Consider the following 22,941-nt stretch of genomic DNA (forward strand, 5'->3'; position numbering starts at 1 on the left):
GCGCGCTGTGCGCCGCGCGCCCCTCAGTCGTCACCCTCTTCCACTGGAGTCCCTCGATGGACCGTCAGTCCAGTCAGTCCACCCTCCAGACCATCGCCGTCGTCGGCCTCGGCACGATGGGCACCGGCATCGCCGAGGTCCTCGCCCGGGCCGGCCGCGAGGTCATCGGCATCGACATCAGCGAGGCCGCCGCCCACCGGGCCGCGACCGCCCTCGCCGCCGCCACCGCGCGCTCCGTCGCCCGGGAGCGGCTCACCGAGCAGGAGCGGGCCGACGTGCTCGCCCGCTTCCGCACCTTCACCGACCTGGGGGCCGCCGCCGAGGCCGATCTGGTCATCGAGGTCGTCCCCGAGTCGTACGAGATCAAGCAGCAGGTGTTCCGCGAGCTCGACGCGATCGTGCGGCCCGACGCCATCCTGGCCACCGGCACCAACGCCCTGTCGGTGACCCGCATGGCCGCCGAGTCCCTGCGCCCCGAGCGCGTGCTGGGCCTGCACTTCTTCAACCCGGCCCCGGCGATGAAGCTGGTCGAGATCGTCTCCTGCGTCCTGACCGCCCCGCCGGCCGTCGAGGCGGTCACCGAACTGGCCCGCGAGCTCGGCAAGGAGCCCGTTCCGGTCGGCGACCGGCCCGGCTTCGTCGCCGACGGCCTGCTCTTCGGCTACCTCAACCAGGCCGCCGCCATGTACGAGGCGCGGTACGCCTCCCGCGAGGACATCGACGCGGCGATGCGGCTCGGCTGCGGGCTGCCCATGGGCCCGCTCGCGCTGCTCGACCTGATCGGCGTGGACACCGCCCGTACCGTCCTGGAGGCCATGTACGCCTCCTCCGGCGACCGCCTGCACGCCCCGGCCCCGATCCTGGGCCAGCTGGCCGAGGCGGGCCTGACCGGGCAGAAGTCCGGCCGCGGCTTCTACACGTACGAGGCGCCGGGCAGCTCGGTGATCGTCCGCGACCTGCAGACCCCGCTCGACGGGTCCCTGGTCGGCAGCGGCCGTCCCGTCAGCTCCGTCGGTGTGGCCGGCTCGGGGACCATGGCGAGCGGGATCGCCCAGGTCTTCGCGCAGGCCGGTTACAGCGTGGTGCTCGCCGCCCGCAGCCAGGAGAAGGCCGAGGCCGCCAAGGCCGCGATCGGGAAGTCCTTGGGCCGTGCGGTGTCCAAGGGCCGCCTGACCGAGGAGGGTGCGGCCCAGACCCTGGACCGGATCACCCCGGCCGGCTCGCTGGACGCCTTCGCCGAGGTGGACCTGGCCGTGGAGGCCGTCGCCGAGGACCTGGCGGTCAAGCAGGAGCTGTTCGCGGCGCTGGACAAGGTCTGCAAGCCGGGTGCGGTGCTGGCCACCACGACCTCCTCGCTGCCGGTGATCGCGGTCGCCCGCGTGACCTCGCGTCCGCAGGACGTGATCGGCATGCACTTCTTCAACCCGGCCCCGGCGATGAAGCTGGTCGAGGTGGTCCGGACCGTCCTGACCGCCGACGACGTGCACGCCACGGTCCGCGAGATCTGCCTCAAGGTGCGCAAGCACCCGGTGGACTGCGGCGACCGGGCCGGCTTCATCGTGAACGCGCTGCTGTTCCCGTACCTCAACAACGCGATCAAGATGGTCGAGCAGCACTACGCCGACATCGACCAGATCGACGCGGCGATGAAGCTGGGCGGCGGCTACCCGATGGGCCCGTTCGAGCTCCTCGACGTGGTCGGCCTGGATGTCTCGCTGGCCATCGAGAAGGTCCTGCACAAGGAGTTCCGCGACCCCGGCCTGGCCCCGTCCCCGCTGCTGGAGCACCTGGTGGCGGCGGGCTGCCTGGGCCGGAAGACCGGCCGCGGATTCCGTGAGTACGCCGCCCGCCGGTAATCCGTCGGGCCACGAGCCGGATGCGTGGGGAGGGCTGCTCGGGCCCGCCGGACCCTCACGGCGGGCCAACCCTCACGAGCCCAGTGCGGGCTCTCCCCCGCATCCACCCCTCTCCCACCCCCCGCAGGCGCGCTCCCCTGCACGAATGAAGTACTTTCGCTCTATGTCCCAGCCCGCCAAGACCTCGCCCCGCGCCGCCGCGTCCTCCGACACCCCGGAGAGCCCGGCCGGCACCAAGGCGGCCGCTCAAAGGCTCAAGATGCGCCGCGAGCTCGCCGCCGCGGCCATGGAGCTCTTCGCGACCAAGGGGTATGAGGCGACGACGGTCGACGAGATCGCCGCGACCGCCGGGGTGGCGCGGCGGACCTTCTTCCGGCACTTCCGGTCCAAGGAAGAGGCGATCTTCCCGGACCACGACGACACCCTGACCCGCGCCGAGGCCGTCCTGGACGTGGCCCCGGCGCACGAGCACCCGCTCGACACGGTGTGCCGCGGGATCAAGGAAGTCATGAAGATGTACGCCGCCTCGCCGGCGGTGTCGGTGGAGCGCTACCGGCTGACCCGCGAGGTGCCGGCGCTGCGGGAACGGGAGATCGCCTCGGTGGCCCGGTACGAGCGGCTGTTCACCCGCTACCTGCTGGCCCATTTCGACGAGCACGACCACCACGACGGCAACGACGACCCGCTGCTGGCCGAGGTGGCCGCCTCGGCGGTGGTGACCGCCCACAACCACGTGCTGCGGCGCTGGCTGCGCGCGGGCGGCCAGGGGGACGTGGAGGCGCAGCTGGACCACGCCTTCTCGATCGTCCGGAAGACCTTCGGTTCGGGCATCGGCGCGGGCCGCACGCTGAGCACGGCCCCGGCCGCGCCGGCTGCCGTCCGTACGCAGGGCGAGGTGCTGGTGGCGGTGGCCCGCACGGATGCCCCGCTGGACGAGGTCATGCGGACCATCGAAGAAGCCCTGCGCGCCAAGTAGAAGTCACTCTCGTCACAGCGGCCGCTCCCGATCCGGGGGCGGCCGCTTTCGTATGTCCGGCTTGCCCCTACTCGCGGGTAACTTTGATCGATCATCGCTCATCGGTGCAGGTCAATCGGCAAATGAGAGAAAGTTTTGGCACGCGGTGCCTTGCCGGGTGACACGGGGTGCCATACGTTGAAGACGTCCGGATGTCCCCGCGACCCACGCCCACACGGCACGGAACGCGCCCCGGATCGCCTGCGTCACCAGGCACCGCACGCCTCACCACGGGCGTCGCCCAGCAGCACCGCACCAGCCGGACCGACGGCACACCTGCACCACGCACCCCCGTTCCCCTCAGCGCACCCTCATCAGCGCTAGCCGGAGGCTCTACCGTGAAGGACATCCTGGACGCGATTCAGTCGCAGTCCGCCACCGCCGCAGACTTCGCGGCCCTGCCGCTGCCCGACTCGTACCGCGCGATCACCGTGCACAAGGACGAGGCGGAGATGTTCGCGGGGCTGACGACACGCGAGAAGGACCCGCGCAAGTCCCTTCACCTGGACAACGTCCCGGTGCCGGAGCTGGGCCCGGGCGAGGCCCTGGTCGCCGTCATGGCCTCCTCGGTCAACTACAACTCCGTGTGGACCTCGATCTTCGAGCCGGTGTCCACCTTCAGCTTCCTGGAGCGCTACGGGCGCCTGTCGGAGCTGACCAAGCGCCACGACCTGCCGTACCACATCATCGGCTCCGACCTCGCGGGCGTCGTGCTGCGCACCGGCCCGGGCGTCAACGCCTGGAAGCCGGGCGACGAGGTCGTCGCCCACTGCCTCTCGGTCGAGCTGGAGTCCTCGGACGGCCACAACGACACGATGCTCGACCCCGAGCAGCGCATCTGGGGCTTCGAGACCAACTTCGGCGGCCTGGCCGAGATCGCCCTCGTCAAGTCCAACCAGCTGATGCCGAAGCCCGGCCACCTGAGCTGGGAGGAGGCCGCCTCCCCCGGTCTGGTCAACTCCACCGCCTACCGCCAGCTGGTCTCCCGCAACGGCGCCGGCATGAAGCAGGGCGACAACGTCCTGATCTGGGGCGCCAGCGGCGGCCTCGGCTCGTACGCGACCCAGTTCGCGCTCGCCGGCGGTGCCAACCCGATCTGTGTGGTCTCCAGCCCCGAGAAGGCGGACATCTGCCGGGCCATGGGCGCCGAGGCGGTCATCGACCGCAACGCCGAGGGCTACAAGTTCTGGAAGGACGAGCACACCCAGGACCCGAAGGAGTGGAAGCGCTTCGGCAAGCGCATCCGCGAGCTGACCGGCGGCGAGGACGTGGACATCGTCTTCGAGCACCCGGGCCGCGAGACCTTCGGCGCGAGCGTCTACGTCACCCGCAAGGGCGGCACGATCGTCACCTGCGCCTCGACCTCCGGCTACAACCACGAGTACGACAACCGCTACCTGTGGATGTCCCTCAAGAAGATCGTCGGCTCGCACTTCGCGAACTACCGCGAGGCATGGGAGGCGAACCGCCTGGTCGCCAAGGGCAAGATCCACCCCACCCTGTCGAAGGTCTACTCCCTGGAGGACACCGGACAGGCCGCCTACGACGTCCACCGCAACCTCCACCAGGGCAAGGTCGGCGTCCTCGCGCTGGCCCCCGAGGAGGGCCTGGGCGTGCGCGACCACGAGCTGCGTGCGACGCACCTCGACGCGATCAACCGCTTCCGTAACGTCTGAGACCGTTCAAAGGCCTAAGGGACAGCCTGAGATGACAGAGCGCCAGAAGGACCGTCCGTGGCTCATGCGGACGTACGCCGGCCACTCCACGGCCGAGGCGTCCAACGAGCTGTACCGCCGCAACCTCGCCAAGGGCCAGACGGGTCTGTCGGTCGCCTTCGACCTGCCGACCCAGACCGGATACGACCCCGACCACATCCTCGCCCGCGGCGAGGTGGGCCGGGTCGGGGTCCCGGTCTCCCATCTGGGCGACATGCGGCGGCTGTTCCAGGACATACCCCTGGAGCAGATGAACACCTCGATGACGATCAACGCCACGGCCATGTGGCTGCTGGCGCTCTACCAGGTGGCCGCCGAGGAGCAGGGCGCGGACATCGCCCAGCTCCAGGGCACCACCCAGAACGACATCGTCAAGGAGTACCTCTCGCGCGGGACGCACGTCTTCCCGCCGGGGCCGTCCCTGCGGCTGACGACGGACATGATCGCGTACACGGTCAACCACATCCCCAAGTGGAACCCGATCAACATCTGCTCGTACCACCTCCAGGAGGCCGGGGCCACCCCGGTCCAGGAGATCTCGTACGCGATGTCCACGGCGATCGCGGTCCTCGACTCGGTGCGCGACTCGGGCCAGGTGCCCCAGGAGCGCTTCGGCGAGGTCGTCGCCCGGATCTCCTTCTTCGTGAACGCGGGCGTCCGCTTCATCGAGGAGATGTGCAAGATGCGCGCCTTCGGCCGCATCTGGGACAAGGTCACCCACGAGCGCTACGGCATCGAGAACGCGAAGCAGCGTCGCTTCCGTTACGGCGTCCAGGTCAACTCCCTGGGGCTGACCGAGGCCCAGCCGGAGAACAACGTCCAGCGCATCGTGCTGGAGATGCTCGCGGTCACCCTCTCCAAGGACGCCCGCGCCCGCGCCGTGCAGCTGCCCGCCTGGAACGAGGCGCTGGGTCTGCCCCGGCCCTGGGACCAGCAGTGGTCGCTGCGCATCCAGCAGGTCCTGGCGCTCGAGAGCGACCTGCTGGAGTACGACGACATCTTCGCCGGATCCCACGTCATCGAGGCCAAAGTCGACTCCCTGGTCGCCGACTGCCTGGCCGAGATCGACCGGATCCAGGAGATGGGCGGCGCCATGGCGGCCGTCGAGTCCGGGTACCTCAAGTCTCAGCTGGTCTCCTCGCACGCCGAACGGCGGGCGCGGATCGAGGCCGGCGAGGACAAGATCGTCGGTGTCAACTGCTTCCAGCAGACCGAGGAGAACCCGCTCACGGCCGACCTGGACGGCGCCATCATGACGGTCGACGGCGCCGTGGAGGCGCTGACCGTCGAGCGCATCGGCCGCTGGCGCGCCGAGCGGCAGGAGTCCTCGGACCGCCAGGGGAACGGCGACCCGTTCGTCTTCCCCACCACCCAGCAGGCGCTGGAGCGCCTCAAGGAGGCCGCGGCGGGCACCGAGAACCTGATGGAAGCCACGCTGGAGTGCGCCCGCGCCGGTGTCACCACCGGCGAGTGGGCCGGCGCCCTGCGCGAGGTGTTCGGCGAGTTCCGCGCCCCCACCGGAGTCTCCTCGGCCCCGGTCGCGGTCACCGCCGAGCCCGGTACGCCGATGCACGAGGTCCGCGAGAAGGTGTCCCGTACGGCCGACGAGCTCGGCTCGGGCCGGCTGCGCCTGCTGGTCGGCAAGCCCGGCCTGGACGGGCACTCCAACGGCGCCGAGCAGATCGCCGTCCGGGCCCGTGACGCCGGCTTCGAGGTGGTCTACCAGGGCATCAGGCTGACGCCGGAGGAGATCTCCTCCGCGGCGCTGGCCGAGGACGTGCACTGCGTGGGACTGTCCATCCTGTCCGGCTCGCACAGCGCTCTGGTCCCGGACGTCCTGGAACGGCTGCGACTGGCGGGGGCGGGTGACATCCCCGTCATCGTCGGGGGCATCATTCCCAACGCCGACGCCGTGACCCTGAAGGCCGCAGGTGTCGCCGCGGTCTTCACGCCCAAGGACTTCGGCATCACGGAGATCATCGGCCGTATCGTCGACGAGATCCGCAAGGCAAACAAGCTCGCCCCCCTCGACATCGACAACGAATTCGTTGCAAGCACGGAGGTCCCCGCATGACCACGCCAGTCCACCCGGTGAACCGCCTTCGCCCGCGTCGCTCCTGCCTCGCGGTGCCCGGCTCGAACCCGCGGTTCCTGGAGAAGGCCCAGGGCCTGCCGGCCGACCAGGTCTTCCTGGACCTGGAGGACGCCTGCGCGCCGCTCGCCAAGGAAGGCGCCCGCCACACGATCGTGGACGCGCTGAACAACGGCGACTGGACCGGCAAGACCCGCGTCGTGCGCGTCAACGACTGGACCACGCACTGGACGTACCGCGACGTCGTCACGGTGGTCGAGGGCGCGGGCCAGAACCTCGACTGCATCATGCTGCCGAAGGTCCAGGACGCCCAGCAGGTCGTGGCGCTCGACCTCCTGCTGACCCAGATCGAGAAGACCATGGGCTTCGAGGTCGGCAAGATCGGCATCGAGGCGCAGATCGAGAACGCCAAGGGCCTGGTGAACGTCGACGAGATCGCCGCCGCCTCGCCGCGGCTGGAGACCATCATCTTCGGCCCGGCCGACTTCATGGCCTCGATCAACATGAAGTCCCTGGTCGTGGGCATGCAGCCGCCCGGCTACGGCGCGGACGCCTACCACTACATCCTGATGCGGATCCTGATGGCGGCCCGCATGCACAACCTCCAGGCGATCGACGGTCCCTTCCTGCAGATCCGCGACGTGGACGCCTACCGCGAGGTGGCGGGCCGGGCCGCCGCGCTGGGCTTCGACGGCAAGTGGGTGCTGCACCCGGGTCAGGTCGACGCGGCCAACGAGGTCTTCTCCCCCTCGCAGGAGGACTACGACCACGCCGAGCTGATCCTCGACGCGTACGACTGGTGCACCTCGGAGGCCGGCGGCAAGAAGGGCTCCGCAATGCTCGGCGACGAGATGATCGACGAGGCCAGCCGCAAGATGGCCCTGGTCATCGCGGGCAAGGGCCGCGCCGCGGGCATGCAGCGCACCAGCAAGTTCGAACACCCCTCGACCGAGAAGACGGCGGAGGCCTGATCCCGATGCAGTTCGGACGCACGTACGAAGAGTTCGAGGTCGGGGCGGTCTACAAGCACTGGCCCGGAAAGACCGTCACCGAGTACGACGACCACCTCTTCTGTCTGCTGACCATGAATCACCACCCGCTCCACATGGACAGCAATTACGCCGAGAACACCACCGACTTCGGCAAGAACGTGGTCGTGGGCAACTACATCTACTCCCTGCTGCTCGGCATGTCCGTGCCGGACGTCTCCGGGAAGGCCATCGCCAACCTGGAGATCGAGTCCCTGCGGCACGTGGCGCCGACCTTCCACGGCGACACGATCTACGGCGAGACCACGGTCCTCGACAAGACCCCGTCGAAGTCGAAGAACGACCGCGGCATCGTCTACGTGGAGACCAAGGGCTACAAGCAGGACGGCACCCTCGTCTGCGTCTTCCGGCGCAAGGTGATGGTCCCGACCGAGACGTACATCAAGGAGCGCGGCGGCGAGCAGCCCGGCCGCCCCACGCTGAAGGAACAGGGGAAGTAGCCATGGCCCGACTCGCCCAGACCGCCGGGCTGACCGACGTCCAGCGGGAGATCCTCAAGACCGTCCGGGAGTTCGTCGACAAGGAGATCATCCCGGTCGCGACCGAGCTCGAACACCGTGACGAGTACCCGCAGCAGATCGTCGACGGCCTCAAGGAACTCGGCCTCTTCGGCCTGATGATCCCGGAGGAGTACGGCGGCCTGGGTGAGTCGCTCCTCACCTACGCCCTGTGCGTCGAGGAGATCGCCCGTGGCTGGATGTCCGTCTCGGGCATCATCAACACCCACTTCATCGTGGCGTACATGCTCAAGCAGCACGGCACGCAGGAGCAGAAGGACCACTTCCTCCCGCGCATGGCCCTGGGCGAGGTGCGCGGCGCGTTCTCGATGTCCGAGCCGGCGCTGGGCTCCGACGTGTCGGCCATCTCCTCCAAGGCGGTGAAGGACGGCGACGAGTACGTCCTGAACGGCCAGAAGATGTGGCTGACGAACGGCGGCAGCTCCACCCTGGTGGCCGTTCTCGTCCGGAGTGACGAAGGACACCCCGAGGGCACCGCGCCCCACAAGTCGATGACGACCTTCCTCGTCGAGAAGGAGCCCGGCTTCGGTGAGGTCCGTCCCGGCCTGACCATCCCCGGCAAGATCGACAAGATGGGCTACAAGGGCGTCGACACGACCGAGCTCATCATGGACGGACTGCGCATTCCGGCCAATCGGGTACTCGGCGGTCAGACGGGCCGAGGGTTTTACCAAATGATGGACGGGGTCGAGGTCGGCCGCGTCAACGTGGCGGCGCGTGGCTGCGGCGTCGCTCAGCGTGCTTTCGAACTGGGTGTCTCCTATGCCCAGCAACGTCACACTTTCGGCAAGCCGATCGCCGAGCACCAGGCGATTCAGTTCAAGCTGGCCGAGATGGCTACCAAGGTCGAAGCCGCCCATGCGATGATGGTGAATGCAGCACGCAAAAAGGACTCTGGGGAACGAAACGACCTCGAAGCAGGGATGGCGAAGTACCTCGCCTCCGAGTACTGCAAGGAGGTCGTCGAGGACGCCTTCCGTATCCACGGTGGATACGGATTCTCGAAGGAGTACGAGATCGAGCGTCTCTACCGGGAGGCTCCGATGCTGCTGATCGGTGAAGGTACCGCCGAGATCCAGAAAATGATCATCGGGCGACGCCTGCTCGAGGAGTACCGGCTTCAGGGCTGAAAGTCCCTTTTGCAGCGAATCATCCATGGGTTCGTTGCGAAAGGATCACTGGCAGTGACTGGCTGACCGTCATCGACTCGGCTTCTGGCTTGCCCAGTTGTTGCGCGCAACCGATAGCATTCCAGTAAAGCCGCCGTCCCGTCCCCCCGTTTACGGCGCGGCAATCACCCGCTACGAAGGTCATCCATGCCCCACAGCCAAACCTCTGCACCTCGCGACAGCCTCCTTGGCGTACGCCTCGCGCGCGGAGCATCGCCGTGGCTTCTGCCGACCGTCGCCACCGCGGCGCTCAGCCTCACCCGGGCCCGCAAGTCCGGACGCTGGGCCGCGGCGGCCGTGCCCGCCACCGCGCTCGCCGCGGGCATGCTGTGGTTCTTCCGCGACCCCGAGCGTGAGATCGCTCAGGGCCGTGTCATCTCGCCCGCCGACGGTGTGGTGCAGAGCATCATGCCGTGGAAGGACGGACGGACCCGGGTCGCGATCTTCATGAGCCCGCTGAACGTCCACGTCAACCGCGCGCCCCTCGCGGGCACGGTGACGTCCGTGGAGCACATCCCCGGCGGATTCGTCCCGGCGTTCAACAAGGAGAGCGAGAACAACGAGCGCGTTGTCTGGCACTTCGACACCGAACTCGGTGACATCGAGATGGTGCAGATCGCCGGCGCCGTCGCCCGTCGCATCGTGCCGTACCTGCCGGCCGGAACCAAGGTGGAGCAGGGCGAACGCATCGGTCTGATCCGCTTCGGCTCCCGCGTCGACATCTACCTCCCCGAGGGCGTCGAGGTCGCGGTCGAGGTCGGTCAGGCCACCACCGCGGGGGTGACACGAATTGACCGTGACTGACCCTGAGACTCCGGCCGCCGGCTGGGTTCCCGAACCTGCCGAGGAGGAGTCCGCCGAGGACGACATGCCGCTCTCGCTGCGGCTGTCGATAGCGGACACCCTCACGCTCGGTAACGCCACGTGCGGATTCATGGCGGTGTACTTCACCACCACCGGAATCCTCATCCCGCACCTCACCGGCAGTGGCGAATCGGGCATGGCCCGCAACAGCGCCGCGACGGCGGTGATACTGATGCTGCTCGCCGCGGTCTTCGACCTCTTCGACGGCATCGTGGCCCGCAAGCTGCGCAGCTCGCCGATGGGTGCCGAGCTGGACAACCTGTCCGACCTGATCAGCTTCGGCCTCGCGCCGGCCTACTTCGTGCTCGTCTACGGCATGGTCGCCGTCGACGCGCACCAGAAGATGTCGGCGCTGGCCGCGATCGTGGTGCTGCTCGCCGTGGTGCTCAGACTCGCGAGATTCAGCTGCGTGACGATGAAGGACGGCATGTTCCAGGGCATGCCGAGCCCCTTCGGCGCGCTCACGGTCGTCTCGATCGTGCTGCTGGAGCTGCCGTTCGTCCCGACGCTGCTGGCGATCATCGGGGTGGCCTGGCTGATGGTGAGCCGGGTCGAGTACCCCAAGCCGCGGGGTGTTCTCGCCGTGGCGATGCTCTGCTGGATCATCGGCGCGATGGGGCTGCTGGCGGCCTGGGCGTTCGACGCCCCGGGCGGTCAGCTGCTGCTCCAGACGGGCTGCGCCCTGCAGATCGCGATGGCGGCGACCATTCCGCTCTTCGCGACGACCCGGAAGGCCAACACCTTCCGGCACAACCGCCGCGAGGCCCGCGCCACGACGCTGCGCTAGCTGTACCGGAGAAGGCCCCGGATGCCGATGGCATCCGGGGCCTTCTGCCGTTCCCGGGGCCGGTGGGCGGGTACGGGGGCCGTGGAGGCCGGGGCCGGGGTCGGCGGCGGGGTGGGGAGTGTCCGGGGTAGGCATGATTTATGGCCCCTGAGCCGGGTCGCACAGGACCCCGGCGGTCCGGGCCAACAAATCACGTTTTACACCCCGGACACTCCCCACCCCGCCGCCGACCCCTCCCACACCTCCCAGCCCCCGTAGCCGACACAGAGGGACCCGTACCTGGCCCGGTGTGCGGATGGACCCCGGGCGGGGTCGGGGCCGGTGGTGGGGTGGGGGTTGTCCGGGGTGTAAAACGTGATTTGTGGCCCGGACCGCCGGGCACTTTTCGTTCCGCCGGGGGGCCATAAATCATGCCTACCCCGGACGACCCCCGCCCCGCCGCCGGACCCGGCCCCGCCCCCACCACCGCCGGGACCCGGCTAGCCTTGATGTCGGAAAACCGCCAGCCTGGCGTAACCGGAACCCCGAAGCTGGACGCATGCACACCGACACCGAGCGCTGCGTAAGGGCCGTGCAGTCGAAGGACGCCCGCTTCGACGGCTGGTTCTTCACCGCCGTCCTGACCACCCGGATCTACTGCAGGCCCAGCTGCCCCGCCGTGCCGCCGAAGGTCGAGAACATGACCTTCCTGCCCAGCGCGGCCGCCTGCCAGCAGGCCGGGTTCCGCGCGTGCAAGCGCTGCCGGCCCGATACGAGTCCCGGTTCCCCCGAGTGGAACGCCCGCGCCGACGCCGTCGCGCGAGCGATGCGGCTGATCCAGGACGGCGTCGTGGACCGGGAGGGGGTGCCTGGCCTGGCCACACGGCTGGGGTACTCCGCCCGCCAGGTCGAGCGGCAGCTGAACGCCGAGCTCGGGGCCGGTCCGCTGGCCCTGGCCCGGGCCCAGCGCGCCCAGACCGCCCGGCTGCTCATCGAGACCTCCGAGCTCCCGATGGGCGATGTGGCCTTCGCCGCCGGGTTCTCCTCCATCCGGACCTTCAACGACACGGTCCGCGAGGTCTTCGCCCTGTCCCCGAGCGAGCTGCGGGAGCGGGCCGTCAAAGCCGGCCGCAGCAGGAACGCCCCGCCCCGGATCCCGGGGACGATCAGTCTGCGGCTGCCGTTCCGGGCCCCGCTGAACCCCGACAACCTCTTCGGGCACCTCGCCGCGACCGCCGTCCCCGGGGTCGAGGAGTGGCGCGACGGCGCCTACCGCCGCACCCTGCGCCTGCCCTACGGCACCGGTGTCGTCGCCCTGACCCCGCAGCCCGACCACATCGGCTGCCGGCTCGCCCTGACCGACCTGCGCGACCTCACCATCGCCATCAGCCGCTGCCGCTGGATGCTCGACCTGGACGCCGACCCCGAGGCGGTCGACGAGCAGCTGCGCTCCGATCCGCTGCTGGCCCCGCTCGTGGACAAGGCCCCCGGGCGCCGTGTGCCCCGTACGGTCGACGCACCGGAGTTCGCCGTGCGGGCGGTGCTGGGCCAGCAGGTCTCCACTGCGGCGGCGCGCACGCACGCGGCCCGGCTGGTCGCCGCGCACGGGGAGCCGGTCGAGGACCCGCTGGGCGGGCTGACCCACCTGTTCCCCTCCCCGCAGGCGCTCGCCGGGCTGGACCCGGAGGCGCTGGCCCTGCCGCGCAGCCGGCGCGCCACGCTGACCACCCTGGTCTCGGCGCTCGCCGACGGCTCGCTGGCGCTCGGCCTCGACAGCGACTGGGAGGCGGCGCGGGCCCGGCTGACGGCGCTGCCCGGCTTCGGCCCGTGGACCACCGAGGTGATCGCGATGCGGGCGCTCGGTGACCCGGACGCATTCCTGCCGTCCGATCTGGGGATCCGGCGGGCGGCGCAGGGGCTCGGGCTGCCGTCCACCCCCTCGGCACTCACCGCGCGGGCGGCCGCATGGCGGCCCTGGCGCGCGTACGCCGTCCAGTACCTGTGGGCCACCGACGCCCACCCCATCAACCACCTGCCCGCCTGAGGAGCACCAGCGATGCGATCCACCATGACCAGCGCCAAGACGCACACCGTCCTCGACAGCCCCTACGGCCCGCTGACCCTGGTCGCCACGGACGGGGTCCTCAGCGGCCTCTACATGTCCGGGCAGCGCCACCGGCCGGCCGAGGAGTCCTTCGGGGAGCGGGTGGCCGCCGCCGAGGAGCCCTTCCCCGAGGTGGCGCGCCAGCTGACCGCGTACTTCGCCGGGGAACTCACGGAGTTCGACCTCCCGCTGCGCCTGGAGGGCACCGATTTCCAGCGCAGCGTCTGGGACCAGCTCGTGCGGATCCCGTACGGCGAGACGTGGTCGTACGGGGAGCTCGCGGCCAGGCTGGGCAAGCCCAGCGCCTCGCGCGCGGTGGGCCTGGCGAACGGGAAGAACCCGGTCGGCATCATCGTGCCCTGCCACCGGGTGATCGGCGCGTCGGGCGGGATGACCGGCTACGGCGGCGGGCTCGACCGCAAGGTCCGGCTGCTGGCCTTCGAGTCCGGAGAACAGGCCTGAGTTCTGTCCCGAAGGCCGGTCCCGAAGGGCGGTCCGGCCCTGCCCCATTCCGAAATGCGGAGTTTTTGAAGCGGTTGTATGAATGGAATACCGCTACATGATCGGAGTCGGGCATGGACGACTATCCGCTTCTCAACATCTTCTGGACGATGCTGTACCTGTTCCTGTGGATCATGTGGTTCTTCCTGCTCTTCAAGGTCATCACGGATATCTTCCGTGACCACAGCCTCAGCGGCTGGGGGAAGGCAGGATGGCTGATCTTCGTACTCCTGGTGCCCTTCCTGGGCGTGTTCGTCTACCTCATCGCCCGGGGAAGGAGCATGGGCGAGCGGGACCTGAAGCAGGCCCAGGAGAACCAGGCCGCCTTCCGGGACTACGTCCAGAAGACGGCGGGCTCCGGAGGCAGCGCGGACGAGCTGCACAAGCTCTCCGCCCTCAAGGACAAGGGCGACATCACGCAGGAGGAGTTCGACCGCGCCAAGGCCAAGCTCCTGGCGTGACCCGACCCGGCCGGGTCAGACGACGAGGAGCGGAACGAGCAGCGCGAAGGCGGCTCCGGCCTCCACGGCGTAGCCGTACAGCGAGGGGTGCTGGACCGGGGCGGCGAGCAGGACCACGCTCTGCTGGGTGGCGGCGGCCGCCACCCAGTCGGGGTCGGCGCCGAGGTTGCCCTGGTACCAGCCCTCGCAGGAGCCGGGTCCGGTGACGGCGAGGAGGTCGTCCTCGCGGCGGTAGAACGCCTGCCAGCCGGCGGCCGGGACGGACCAGCGCTCGAAATCGGTGAACTGCGCCCAGCCGCCCTCGCGTATCGCGGTGTCGAAGAGCCAGACCGGGGTCCCCTCCGGAGTGACTTCACCACCGGCCTGCTGGTCGGTGGTGAAGTGCACCATGGGAAGGGCGTCGGGCCCGTCGGCGGTGCTGGGCCAGGCGTACATCGTGATCATCTGCTGATTCTGTCCTGGTCGGGGTAAGTCCGGTGTTACGGCGCGCCCGGTCACGAGGTGACCGGGCGCCGGCCGTTCTCCAGCTCCGCGGTGCCCTCGCCCGACTGCACGATCCGGTACGCCTCTTGGGTGCGCAGTCCGAGCGATTCGGTCAGGTAGGCGGTGAGTTCGGCGGGCTCGACCAGCCGCCAGGAGATCAGCTCCTCCTCCTGCAGCGTGACGGAGGCGAGCTGGGCCTCGTCGAGTACGCCGCCGTCGTAGACGTAGGCGACCAGCGGCGGGCGGCCGGGGCCCAGCACCCAGTCGACGGCGAGAAGACGGCCGAGGGGGAGGTCGAGGCCGATCTCCTCGGCGCTCTCGCGCCGGGCCGCGGTGCGCGGAGACTCGTCCTGGTCCGACTCGACGGTGCCGCCCGGCAGGGTCCAGCCCTCGCGGTAGTTGGGCTCGACGAGCAGGACCCGGCCTTGGGCGTCCCGGTAGAGGGCGGCCGCGCCGGCCAGCACCCGGGGCAGGCTCGCGATGTACGTGGCGTAGTCATCTGCGGTGGTCACGCCGCAACCCTACCGAGGCGTCGCGGCCGGGCCGTGCGGGGTGTTCGGTCCCCTCGGGTCCAAAGATGGCCAAATGATGATTGCTTTACTGATGATATTGTTACCGATCGCCCGGGTCACTTGCTTCTGCCCTGTGGCACCCAGGGCTCCGGTAGCTGGTGCGCCTCCGCGTCGTCGGCCTGGTGTCCACTGCCGACGTCCTGCTCTCGGCAGGTCAGATCGTCAGGCACCCGCCGGCGGTCTTCCGCACTCGGAGATTGAAGACAAGCCCCTCCATGCAGAACGCAGCAGCCCCGGCACGCGACGCAGCCGACCGGTCGGCACCCGTGCTGTCCGTCGTGATCCCGATCTACAACGAGCAGGAGGCCCTGCCCCTGACCGTGGCGCGCCTGCGCCCGATCCTGGACGGCATGGGGATCAGCTACGAGGTGGTCGGCATCGACGACGGCAGCACCGATGCCACTCCGATGATCATGCAGAAGATCCGCCAGGAGTGGCCCGAGCTGCGCATCGTGCGCTTCGCCCGCAACTCCGGGCACCAGGCCGCGCTGACCGCGGGCATCCACCGGGCCTACGGCGCGTACGTCGTGAGCATCGACGCCGACCTCCAGGACCCGCCGGAGAAGATCGTCGAGATGTACGAGCTGGCCCGCGAGAAGAACCTGGACATCGTCTACGGCGTCCGCGGTGACCGCGGCACCGACACCTTCTTCAAGCGGCGCACGGCCGGCGTCTACTACTGGCTGATGCGCAAGCTCGTCGGCAAGAACATGCCCAACCAGGCCGGCGACTTCCGCCTGCTCAGCCGGGCCGCCGTCGACGCTCTCAAGTCCCTGCCCGAGCACCAGCCGGTCTACCGGCTGCTCGTGCCGTGGCTCGGCTTCAGCAGCGGCGAGGTCGTCTACGTCCGCGAGGAGCGGGTCGCCGGCAGCACCCACTACCCGCTGTCCAAGATGGTCCGCCTGGCCCTCGACAGCATCACGAACTTCTCCGCCAGCCCGCTGCGGCTCGCCACCTGGCTCGGCCTGCTGAGCTTCCTCGTCTGCTTCTGCCTGGCGATCTACACGACGCTCCAGTACGCGTTCGGCTCGACCGTGCCCGGCTGGTCGTCGCTGTTCATCGGCATGCTCTTCATCGGCGGTGTCCAGCTCATCTGCGTGGGCCTGCTCGGCGAGTACATAGGCCGGATCTACTCGGCCGTCCAGGCCCGGCCCGCCTACTTCGTCGGCTACGACTCCGCCGAGGACGCCGCAGCCGCCGACCGCGACCAGCGGGTCTCCGAGTACGCGGCCTGATCCCTGGCGCCCCGGTCCGGGGCGCTCCCGGCCGCCCCCATCCGGGGCGGCCGACGCATAGCAGGTAGGGAAGAACAAGACACATGGGTACAACTGGCAGCGCCACGCCCGAGCGGACCGACCTCGGAGCGCGGCCGCTGAGCGGCTCGTCCCCGTCCCCCGCGACCGACCGGCCCGGACCGCACGCGTTCTGGCGTTTCCTGCCGGCGGCCGCCGCGTACCTTCTCCTGGTCTCCCTGCTGCTGGCCTCGGACACCCCGGTCGGCGACATCGCCCGGTACACCTTCTACGTGCTCTGGGGCGTCATGCTCCCCGGCACGCTGGTCTTCCGGGCCCTGCGCCGGCGGCCGCACTCGCTGGTCGAGGACCTCGCCTTCGGTGCGGTCACCGGCCTCGTCCTGGAACTGGCCGCCTGGGCGGTCCTCGTCGGGTCCGGCGCCCAGGGGTTCGCCCTCGCGTGGCCGCTCGCCGTGGTGGTCCCCTTCGCCGCCGTGCCGAAGCTCCGCCGGCACTGGCGTCCGCGCGGGTACACCAGTCCCTCGCTGGGCTGGTCCTGGTCGGTCTCCGGGACGGTGATGCTCAGCAGCGTCTACTTCCACCAGGTCTTCCTGTCCCTCTACCCGGTGCTCCCGGACAAGGAGGACAGCAGGCTGTTCGGCGACATGCCGTACATGCTGTCGCTCGCCGCGAACGCGAAGCAGAACGTCCCGCTGACCCTTCCCCAGGCTTCCGGCGAGCCCCTGTACTACCACTGGTTCACCTTCGCCCACATGGCGATGACCGACATGGTCGGTCACCTCGACCTCGCGGTGATCGAGTCCAGGCTCATGGTCCCCGCGCTGGCGGCGCTCGGCATGGTGATCACCGCCGTGGTGGCTCGGCGCCTCATCGGGCGGGCCTGGGCGGGGCCGCTGGCCGCACTGCTGGTCTTCGCGGTCGCCGAGTTCACCGCGATCTATCCCAACCCCGTCCCCACCTGGACCTTCGGCGCCCCCGCCGTCCGGCTGATGTCCTGGTCGAGCCTCTCCCAGACGTACAGCCAGCCGCTGCTGATCGCGCTGATGGGGGTCGTCGGCGACGCCCTGCGCCGGAGCCGCAGGGACGGCGAGGCGGCCGCGGACGGCGAGGGCGGTGAGGGCGGCGACCGGGTCCCGCTCTTCGGCCGCGGGGTGTACGTCCTCGTCGCGCTGTTCGCCCTGGCCTCCACCGCGGCCAAGGCGAGCACCCTGCCCGTCACCCTGGCCGGCCTGGCCCTGACCGGCCTCGTCCTGCTGATCTCCACCCGGCGCATCCCGTGGCACGTGGTCGGGCTGGGCGCGATCCTCGGCGGAGCCCAGCTCTTCGCGACGGCCGTCATCTTCAACTTCGAGAGCTACGGCCTCGAAGTCATCCCGTTCGGCAACATCCGCGGCTACTGGGCCGATCCGGGGCACCTGCGCTCACCGGCGTTCCAGGCCCTCGTGGTCGTGGGCACCCTGGCCGCCTTCGTGCTCAACCACCAGCTGAAGCTGCTCGGCATGATCCCGCTGATCTCGAAGCGGCGCTTCCGGCTGGAACCCGTCCAGTGGTTCCTGCTCGGCGCCTCCGTGGCGGGACCGTGTGCCTATCTGGCCGTCAACGGCTACAACGCCAGCTACTTCACGCTCGCCGCGCTGCCCTTCGGGGCCGTGCTCTCGGCCTGGGGCTTCTGCGAGACCTTCGAACGCGCCGCGCTCGGCGCACGGGGCAAGGCCGCACTCGCCTTCGGCGTGATCGCCTTCTCGGCGCTGCTCACCTTCGGGATCTACCGCTACTCCGGCCGCTGGTCGGCCTACGTCCTGCGGCTCGCCGGGGACGAGCGGAGCGCGGCCACCCCCTACTCCGTGTTGCTGCCCGCGCTCGCCCTGGCCGGCGCGCTGGCCCTGGCCGCCCTGGCCGGCGCGGTCCTGTGGCGGCTCGGCGGCCGGGTCTTGCCCGCGCTGCGCGGCCGCGGCGCGATCGTCCTGCTGACCGCCGCCCTCACGGCCGGCACCCCGGGGCTCTTCCACGACGTCCTGCAGTCCCGGGAATCCCTGTGGTCGTACTCCTGGGTCATGCCCGGCTCGCAGGTGCAGGCGGCGCGCTGGATCCGTGCCCACAGCGAGCCGTCGGACGTGCTGGCGACCAACAGCCACTGCTGGGAGCTGGAGGGCCCGCTGCCCGCCGGGGCGTCGTGCGACAACGTCCGCTCGCAGTGGCTCAGCGCGTACTCGGAGCGGTCGGTGCTGATCGAGGGCTGGGCGTACGCGCCGCGCGCCATGGCGCTGTCGGGCGGCTCGGCCGCCTACGGCGGCCCCTTCTGGGACCAGGAGCTGTTCCGGCTCAACGAGGACGCGGTCTACCGGCCGACGGCCGAGATCCTGGGCCGGCTCCACGACCGGCACCACGTCCGCTACGTGGTGGCGCACCGCCCGTCGGGCGCCGAGTCGCCGCTCCTGGCCGAACTCGCGAAGAAGGTCTACGACAACGGCCGGATGGCGGTGTACGAGCTCTCCTGACGGGCCGCAGGACCCGCCCGCCGGATCAGGGCCCGGGGAACCCGAGGTGTCACGCCTCCGGGGTCCCCGGGCCTTCGCCGTCCTCGTGCTCCCGCCCCTTGGACCCGGCCACGCGCCGCAGCCGCGGGTGGCGGGCCGCCCCCTGTTCGGTGATGGCGTCGCCGACCATGGCCCGGACCGCGTCCCGCATCCCGTGCAGGGGGTGGTGGCGGGCGGGTCCGGCGCCGGGGTCCGTACGGAGTTCCTTCACCAGGGCCCAGCAGAGCATCATCATGACGATGACGAAGGGCAGCGCGACCAGGATGGTGGCGGTCTGCAGGGACTTCAGGCCGCCCGCGACGAGCAGGACGGCGGCGACGGCGGCCATCAGCACGCCCCAGGTGACGACGAGCCAGGTGGGCGGGTTGAGGGAGCCGCGGCTGGTGAGTGAGCCCATCACCAGGGAGGCCGAGTCGGCGCTGGTGACGAAGTAGGTCATGACCAGGACCATGGCGACCCATGAGGTGACCGCGGAGAGCGGCAGGGCGTCCAGCATCGCGAAGAGCGAGGCCTCCGTACCGTCCTTGATCTTGACGGCGAAGTCGACGGCGCCTGTGGAGTCGAGGCGGATGGCGGTGCCGCCCATGACGCAGAACCAGACCACGGTGGCCCCGCTGGGGACGAGCAGCACGCCGATGAGGAACTCGCGGATGGTGCGGCCGCGCGAGATGCGGGCGATGAAGGTGCCGACGAAGGGGGCCCAGGAGAGCCACCAGGCCCAGTAGAAGATCGTCCACGCGCCGAGCCACTTGGAGTCGGTGAAGGCGCCGGTGCGGCTGGCCATGGGCACCAGCTCGCTCAGGTACCCGCCGATACTGGAAGGGATCACGTCGAGGATGTAGACGGTGGGGCCGAGCACGAAGACGAAGAGCATCAGGGTGGCGGCGAGCACGATGTTGATGGTGCTGAGCCACTTCACGCCCTTGTGCAGGCCGGAGAAGGCGGAGAGGACGAAGGCCGCCGACAGCGAGCCGATGATGACCAGCTCGACCGTGACGGAGTCCTCGATGCCGGTCGTGAGGCTGAGCCCTTTGGAGACCTGGAGCGCCCCGAGGCCGAGGCTGGTGGCGGTGCCGAAGACCGTGGCGAACACGGCCAGCAGGTCGATGGCCTTGCCGAGCCGGCCGTCGGCCCGTTCCGCTCCCATCAGGGGGACGAAGGCGGAGCTGAGGCGGTTGCCGCGGCCCTTGCGGAAAGTCGCGTAGGCCAGGGCGAGGCCGGCGATGCCGTAGATCGCCCAGGGGGTGAGGGTCCAGTGGAAGAAGGAGTACTCCATGGCCGCGAGGGCGGCGGCGCCGGTGCGGGGGGCCGCCCCGGAGGCCGGGGGCGGGGCCAGGTAGTGGGTGAGCGGCTCCCCCACCCCGTAGAACATCAGGCCGATGCCCATACCGGCGCTGAACATCATCGCGATCCACGCGAGGTTGGTGAACTCGGGCTCGGAGTCGTCGGCGCCGAGGCGGATCCGGCCGAACCGGCTGATCGCGAGGACGACGCACATGACGAGGAAGACGTCGGCGGCGATCACGAACAGCCAGGCGAAGTTGCCCAGCACCCAGGAGAGCGCGGTTCCGGAGGCCGTGTCGAAGGAGTCCGCGGCCAGGGCCGCCCAGGCGACGACGGCCAGCACGGCGATCACACCCATGGTGACGACGGCCTGGTCGGGCGCGCCGTCCGCGGGGCCGCCGGATCCCCCTCCCGGGGTGTCCGGACGTGGCCGTTCCAGTGATTCCGCGCTCATGCGGCCACACTATGCGGGCGTATATCCCTATTTAGGGGCATGGCGCGCCGGGTGTGGCCCAGGCCACTCATGGGCATAGGAGGATCCTCCGGATAAGCTCATGGCGGCGCGACTGCACTGTTCGATAGCAAGGGAATAGCAAGGTGACGGACGGAGCAGTAACTGAGGCCGCGCGCGTGCTCATCGCCGCGGACAAATTCAAGGGCTCGCTCACGGCCGTTCAGGTCGCGGAGCGGGTGACGGCCGGCCTGCGCAGGGCCGTACCGGACGTGGAGATCGAGACCCTCCCCGTCGCGGACGGCGGCGACGGAACGGTCGCGGCAGCCGTGGCAGCCGGCTTCGAACGCCGGGAGGTACGGGTCACCGGACCCCTCGGCGACCAGGTCACGGCCGCCTTCGCGCTGCGCGAGGGCACAGCGGTGGTCGAGATGGCGGAAGCCTCCGGGCTGCAGCTGCTGCCGGCGGGCACCTTCGCCGCGCTGACGGCGACCACGTACGGCTCGGGCGAGCTGCTCAAGGCCGCGCTGGACGCGGGCGCGCGCTCGATCGTCTTCGGCGTGGGCGGCAGTGCCACCACCGACGGCGGCGCCGGCATGCTGGCCGCCCTGGGCGCGGTGTTCCTGGATGCGAACGGCGAACCGGTGGGTCCGGGCGGCGGTGCGCTGGCCGAGCTGGCCTCGGCCGACCTGTCCGGAATCGACCCGCGCTTCGCGGAGGTGGAGTTCGTCCTCGCGAGCGACGTGGACAACCCGCTGACCGGCCCGAAGGGCTGCGCCGCGGTCTACGGCCCGCAGAAGGGGGCGTCGCCCGAGGACGTGGCGACGCTCGACGCGGCGCTGGCGCACTTCGCGGTGGTCCTGGAGAAGTCGCTCGGCGCGAAGGCCGCCGAGTGCGCGGTGCTCCCGGGTGCCGGTGGCGCGGGCGGCATCGGCTACGGGGCCCTGCTGCTCGGCGCGACGTTCCGTCCCGGCATCGAGCTGATGCTGGAGGTGCTGGGCTTCGCCCCCGCGCTGGAGCGGGCCACGCTGGTCATCACCGGTGAGGGCTCCCTGGACGAGCAGACCCTGCACGGCAAGGCCCCGGCGGGTGTCGCGGCCGCGGCGCGTGCGGCGGGCAAGCCCGTGGTGGCCGTCTGCGGCCGGCTGCTCCTGACCCAGGAGGCGCTGGAGGGGGCCGGCATCCGCAAGGCGTACCCGCTTACGGCCCTGGAGCCCGACCCGGCCAGGTCCATCCCGAACGCGGGTCCCCTGCTGGAGCAGGTCGCCGCCAACATCGCCGCCGACGTCCTCTGACGCGGCCGCCTCCTTCGAGGGCCCCGACCCCCTTGTCCCGGGGCGGGGCCCTCAGCCTTTCCGGCTCCGCCGCATCCGGCCTCGCCGAGCCATTTCAGCTTCGCCGGGCCAGACCCAGCCTCGCCGGCGTTTGAGCAGGGGGCACCTCCCAGCGGTAGCTGCGGGAGGGTCCGGGCAGAGCCCGGTGCCCGGCGGAGCCGGGTTTCCCGGGGCTCCGCCCCAGACCCCGCGCCTCAAACGCCGGCGAGGCTGAGATGGCCGCCGGCGAGGCCGGGTTGGACGGGGCTACCGCAGGAGGTCGGACGTGGTGACCACGCGGGCGAAGCCGCCGCCGTGGAGGTTCACCGCGGTGGCGGTGGCGAGCTCGTCCGCCGTCAGGGCGAGGCCCCCCGGCCCGGCGAGGTCGAAGGTGTGCGTGGCGTCGAGCGGGACGAGCACGTCGTAGCCCAGGTTCCCCGCCATCCGGGCCGTGGTCTCGACGCACATGTTGGTCTGGATGCCCACCAGCACCAGCTGGCCGATCCCCTGGGCCTTGAGCCAGTCGTCCAGGTCCGGGGTGCCGTAGAAGGCCGAGTTCACGGTCTTGGTGATCACCAGGGCCCCCTGGCTCCGCTTCTCGACCAGGTCCTTGAAGGCATGGCCGGGGTGGTCGGCGGCGAGGACGGAGCCGGGCTGTACGGACGCGTGCCGGACGAGGACCACCGGGCGGCCGGCCGCCTGCCATGCGTCCATCAGGGCCGCGATGTTGTCCTCGGCCGCCGGATTGTTGCGGGGCCCCCAGAAGGACTCCTCGTCGAAGCCCTTCTGCACGTCGATGACCAGCAGGGCACTGTCGGGGGCGATCTCGATCGCGGTCGTTGTCATGGCTCCATGCTGTCCGCCGGGCCGCGGGCCCGACAGCGCCCGCGAGGCCCCGTACCGATGGGATCCTGCCAGACTGGCAGTTCCGGCCCCCT

19 protein-coding genes are annotated in these 22,941 nt (G+C 70.3%); 15 read left to right on the plus strand and 4 right to left on the minus strand.

The genetic code is table 11. The annotated features are described in order from the left end of the window. The first annotated feature begins 56 nt into the window (after positions 1-56). The 12 genes from ACZ4YL_RS01665 to ACZ4YL_RS01720 all read left to right on the plus strand — a co-directional run bounded on the left by ACZ4YL_RS01665 (position 57) and on the right by ACZ4YL_RS01720 (position 14,110). Positions 57-1,856 (plus strand): 3-hydroxyacyl-CoA dehydrogenase family protein, encoded by a 1,800-nt coding sequence (locus tag ACZ4YL_RS01665; protein WP_468113224.1) that lies wholly within the window; start codon positions 57-59, stop codon positions 1,854-1,856. A gap of 163 nt (positions 1,857-2,019) precedes the next feature. Continuing rightward, the gene (locus ACZ4YL_RS01670) at positions 2,020-2,832 is read left to right on the plus strand and encodes a TetR family transcriptional regulator (RefSeq protein WP_301364974.1); all 813 of its coding nucleotides are present in this window, start codon (positions 2,020-2,022) and stop codon (positions 2,830-2,832) included. A 377-nt stretch (positions 2,833-3,209) separates the two neighbouring features. Continuing rightward, positions 3,210-4,547 (plus strand): crotonyl-CoA carboxylase/reductase, encoded by a 1,338-nt coding sequence (gene ccrA / locus ACZ4YL_RS01675; protein ID WP_468113225.1) that lies wholly within the window; start codon positions 3,210-3,212, stop codon positions 4,545-4,547. 31 nt (positions 4,548-4,578) lie between these two features. Then, on the plus strand, positions 4,579-6,660 hold the full coding sequence (locus tag ACZ4YL_RS01680) for a protein meaA (protein WP_468113226.1): 2,082 nt from the start codon (positions 4,579-4,581) through the stop codon (positions 6,658-6,660). Further along, the gene (locus ACZ4YL_RS01685; protein ID WP_468113227.1) at positions 6,657-7,649 is read left to right on the plus strand and encodes an HpcH/HpaI aldolase/citrate lyase family protein; all 993 of its coding nucleotides are present in this window, start codon (positions 6,657-6,659) and stop codon (positions 7,647-7,649) included. Before ACZ4YL_RS01680 ends, ACZ4YL_RS01685 begins: the two co-directional genes overlap by 4 nt. A gap of 5 nt (positions 7,650-7,654) precedes the next feature. Beyond that, a complete protein-coding gene (locus tag ACZ4YL_RS01690) occupies positions 7,655-8,167 on the plus strand; it encodes a MaoC family dehydratase (RefSeq protein WP_030010163.1) in 513 nt (170 codons plus the stop codon). 2 nt (positions 8,168-8,169) lie between these two features. Beyond that, positions 8,170-9,375 (plus strand): acyl-CoA dehydrogenase family protein, encoded by a 1,206-nt coding sequence (locus ACZ4YL_RS01695; protein ID WP_189967951.1) that lies wholly within the window; start codon positions 8,170-8,172, stop codon positions 9,373-9,375. 186 nt (positions 9,376-9,561) lie between these two features. Next, positions 9,562-10,218 (plus strand): phosphatidylserine decarboxylase, encoded by a 657-nt coding sequence (locus tag ACZ4YL_RS01700; protein WP_030010161.1) that lies wholly within the window; start codon positions 9,562-9,564, stop codon positions 10,216-10,218. Positions 10,219-10,282: 64 nt separating this feature from the next. After that, positions 10,283-11,065: a CDP-diacylglycerol--serine O-phosphatidyltransferase gene (gene pssA, locus ACZ4YL_RS01705; protein WP_468113471.1), complete on the plus strand. Its 783-nt coding sequence runs from the start codon at positions 10,283-10,285 to the stop codon at positions 11,063-11,065. A 538-nt stretch (positions 11,066-11,603) separates the two neighbouring features. Further along, positions 11,604-13,088, plus strand: coding sequence for an AlkA N-terminal domain-containing protein (locus ACZ4YL_RS01710; RefSeq protein ID WP_468113228.1), 1,485 nt, complete (start codon positions 11,604-11,606; stop codon positions 13,086-13,088). A 12-nt stretch (positions 13,089-13,100) separates the two neighbouring features. After that, positions 13,101-13,610 (plus strand): methylated-DNA--[protein]-cysteine S-methyltransferase, encoded by a 510-nt coding sequence (locus tag ACZ4YL_RS01715; protein WP_468113229.1) that lies wholly within the window; start codon positions 13,101-13,103, stop codon positions 13,608-13,610. A gap of 113 nt (positions 13,611-13,723) precedes the next feature. Then, complete coding sequence (locus ACZ4YL_RS01720) at positions 13,724-14,110, plus strand: SHOCT domain-containing protein (protein ID WP_468113230.1); 387 nt, start codon at positions 13,724-13,726, stop codon at positions 14,108-14,110. 15 nt (positions 14,111-14,125) lie between these two features. On the opposite strand, the gene ACZ4YL_RS01725 is transcribed toward ACZ4YL_RS01720, so the two are convergent. Together ACZ4YL_RS01725 and ACZ4YL_RS01730 are read right to left on the minus strand one after the other, a co-directional pair. Next, entirely contained in the window at positions 14,126-14,554 is a 429-nt protein-coding gene (locus ACZ4YL_RS01725) for a hypothetical protein (protein ID WP_468113231.1), read from the minus strand. A gap of 50 nt (positions 14,555-14,604) precedes the next feature. Next, positions 14,605-15,105, minus strand: a complete 501-nt coding sequence (locus ACZ4YL_RS01730; RefSeq protein ID WP_468113232.1) for an NUDIX domain-containing protein — start codon at positions 15,103-15,105, stop codon at positions 14,605-14,607. Positions 15,106-15,380: 275 nt separating this feature from the next. On the opposite strand from ACZ4YL_RS01730, the gene ACZ4YL_RS01735 reads away from it, so the two are divergent. Then, positions 15,381-16,400, plus strand: coding sequence for a glycosyltransferase family 2 protein (locus ACZ4YL_RS01735; protein ID WP_351148486.1), 1,020 nt, complete (start codon positions 15,381-15,383; stop codon positions 16,398-16,400). Between the two features lie 83 nt (positions 16,401-16,483). After that, positions 16,484-18,916: a hypothetical protein gene (locus ACZ4YL_RS01740; protein WP_468113233.1), complete on the plus strand. Its 2,433-nt coding sequence runs from the start codon at positions 16,484-16,486 to the stop codon at positions 18,914-18,916. Between the two features lie 49 nt (positions 18,917-18,965). Here the strand turns inward: ACZ4YL_RS01740 and ACZ4YL_RS01745 are convergent, their stop codons facing one another. Next, positions 18,966-20,693, minus strand: a complete 1,728-nt coding sequence (locus ACZ4YL_RS01745; RefSeq protein WP_468113234.1) for a BCCT family transporter — start codon at positions 20,691-20,693, stop codon at positions 18,966-18,968. Positions 20,694-20,836: 143 nt separating this feature from the next. Here ACZ4YL_RS01745 and ACZ4YL_RS01750 point away from each other — a divergent pair, with 143 nt between their 5' ends. Continuing rightward, on the plus strand, positions 20,837-21,985 hold the full coding sequence (locus ACZ4YL_RS01750; protein WP_468113235.1) for a glycerate kinase: 1,149 nt from the start codon (positions 20,837-20,839) through the stop codon (positions 21,983-21,985). Between the two features lie 285 nt (positions 21,986-22,270). Here ACZ4YL_RS01750 and ACZ4YL_RS01755 read toward each other — a convergent pair whose 3' ends face one another. Further along, entirely contained in the window at positions 22,271-22,849 is a 579-nt protein-coding gene (locus ACZ4YL_RS01755; protein WP_468113236.1) for a cysteine hydrolase family protein, read from the minus strand. Positions 22,850-22,941: the final 92 nt, after the last annotated feature.

The sequence above is a fragment of the Streptomyces sp. NPDC030021 genome (assembly GCF_055574035.1).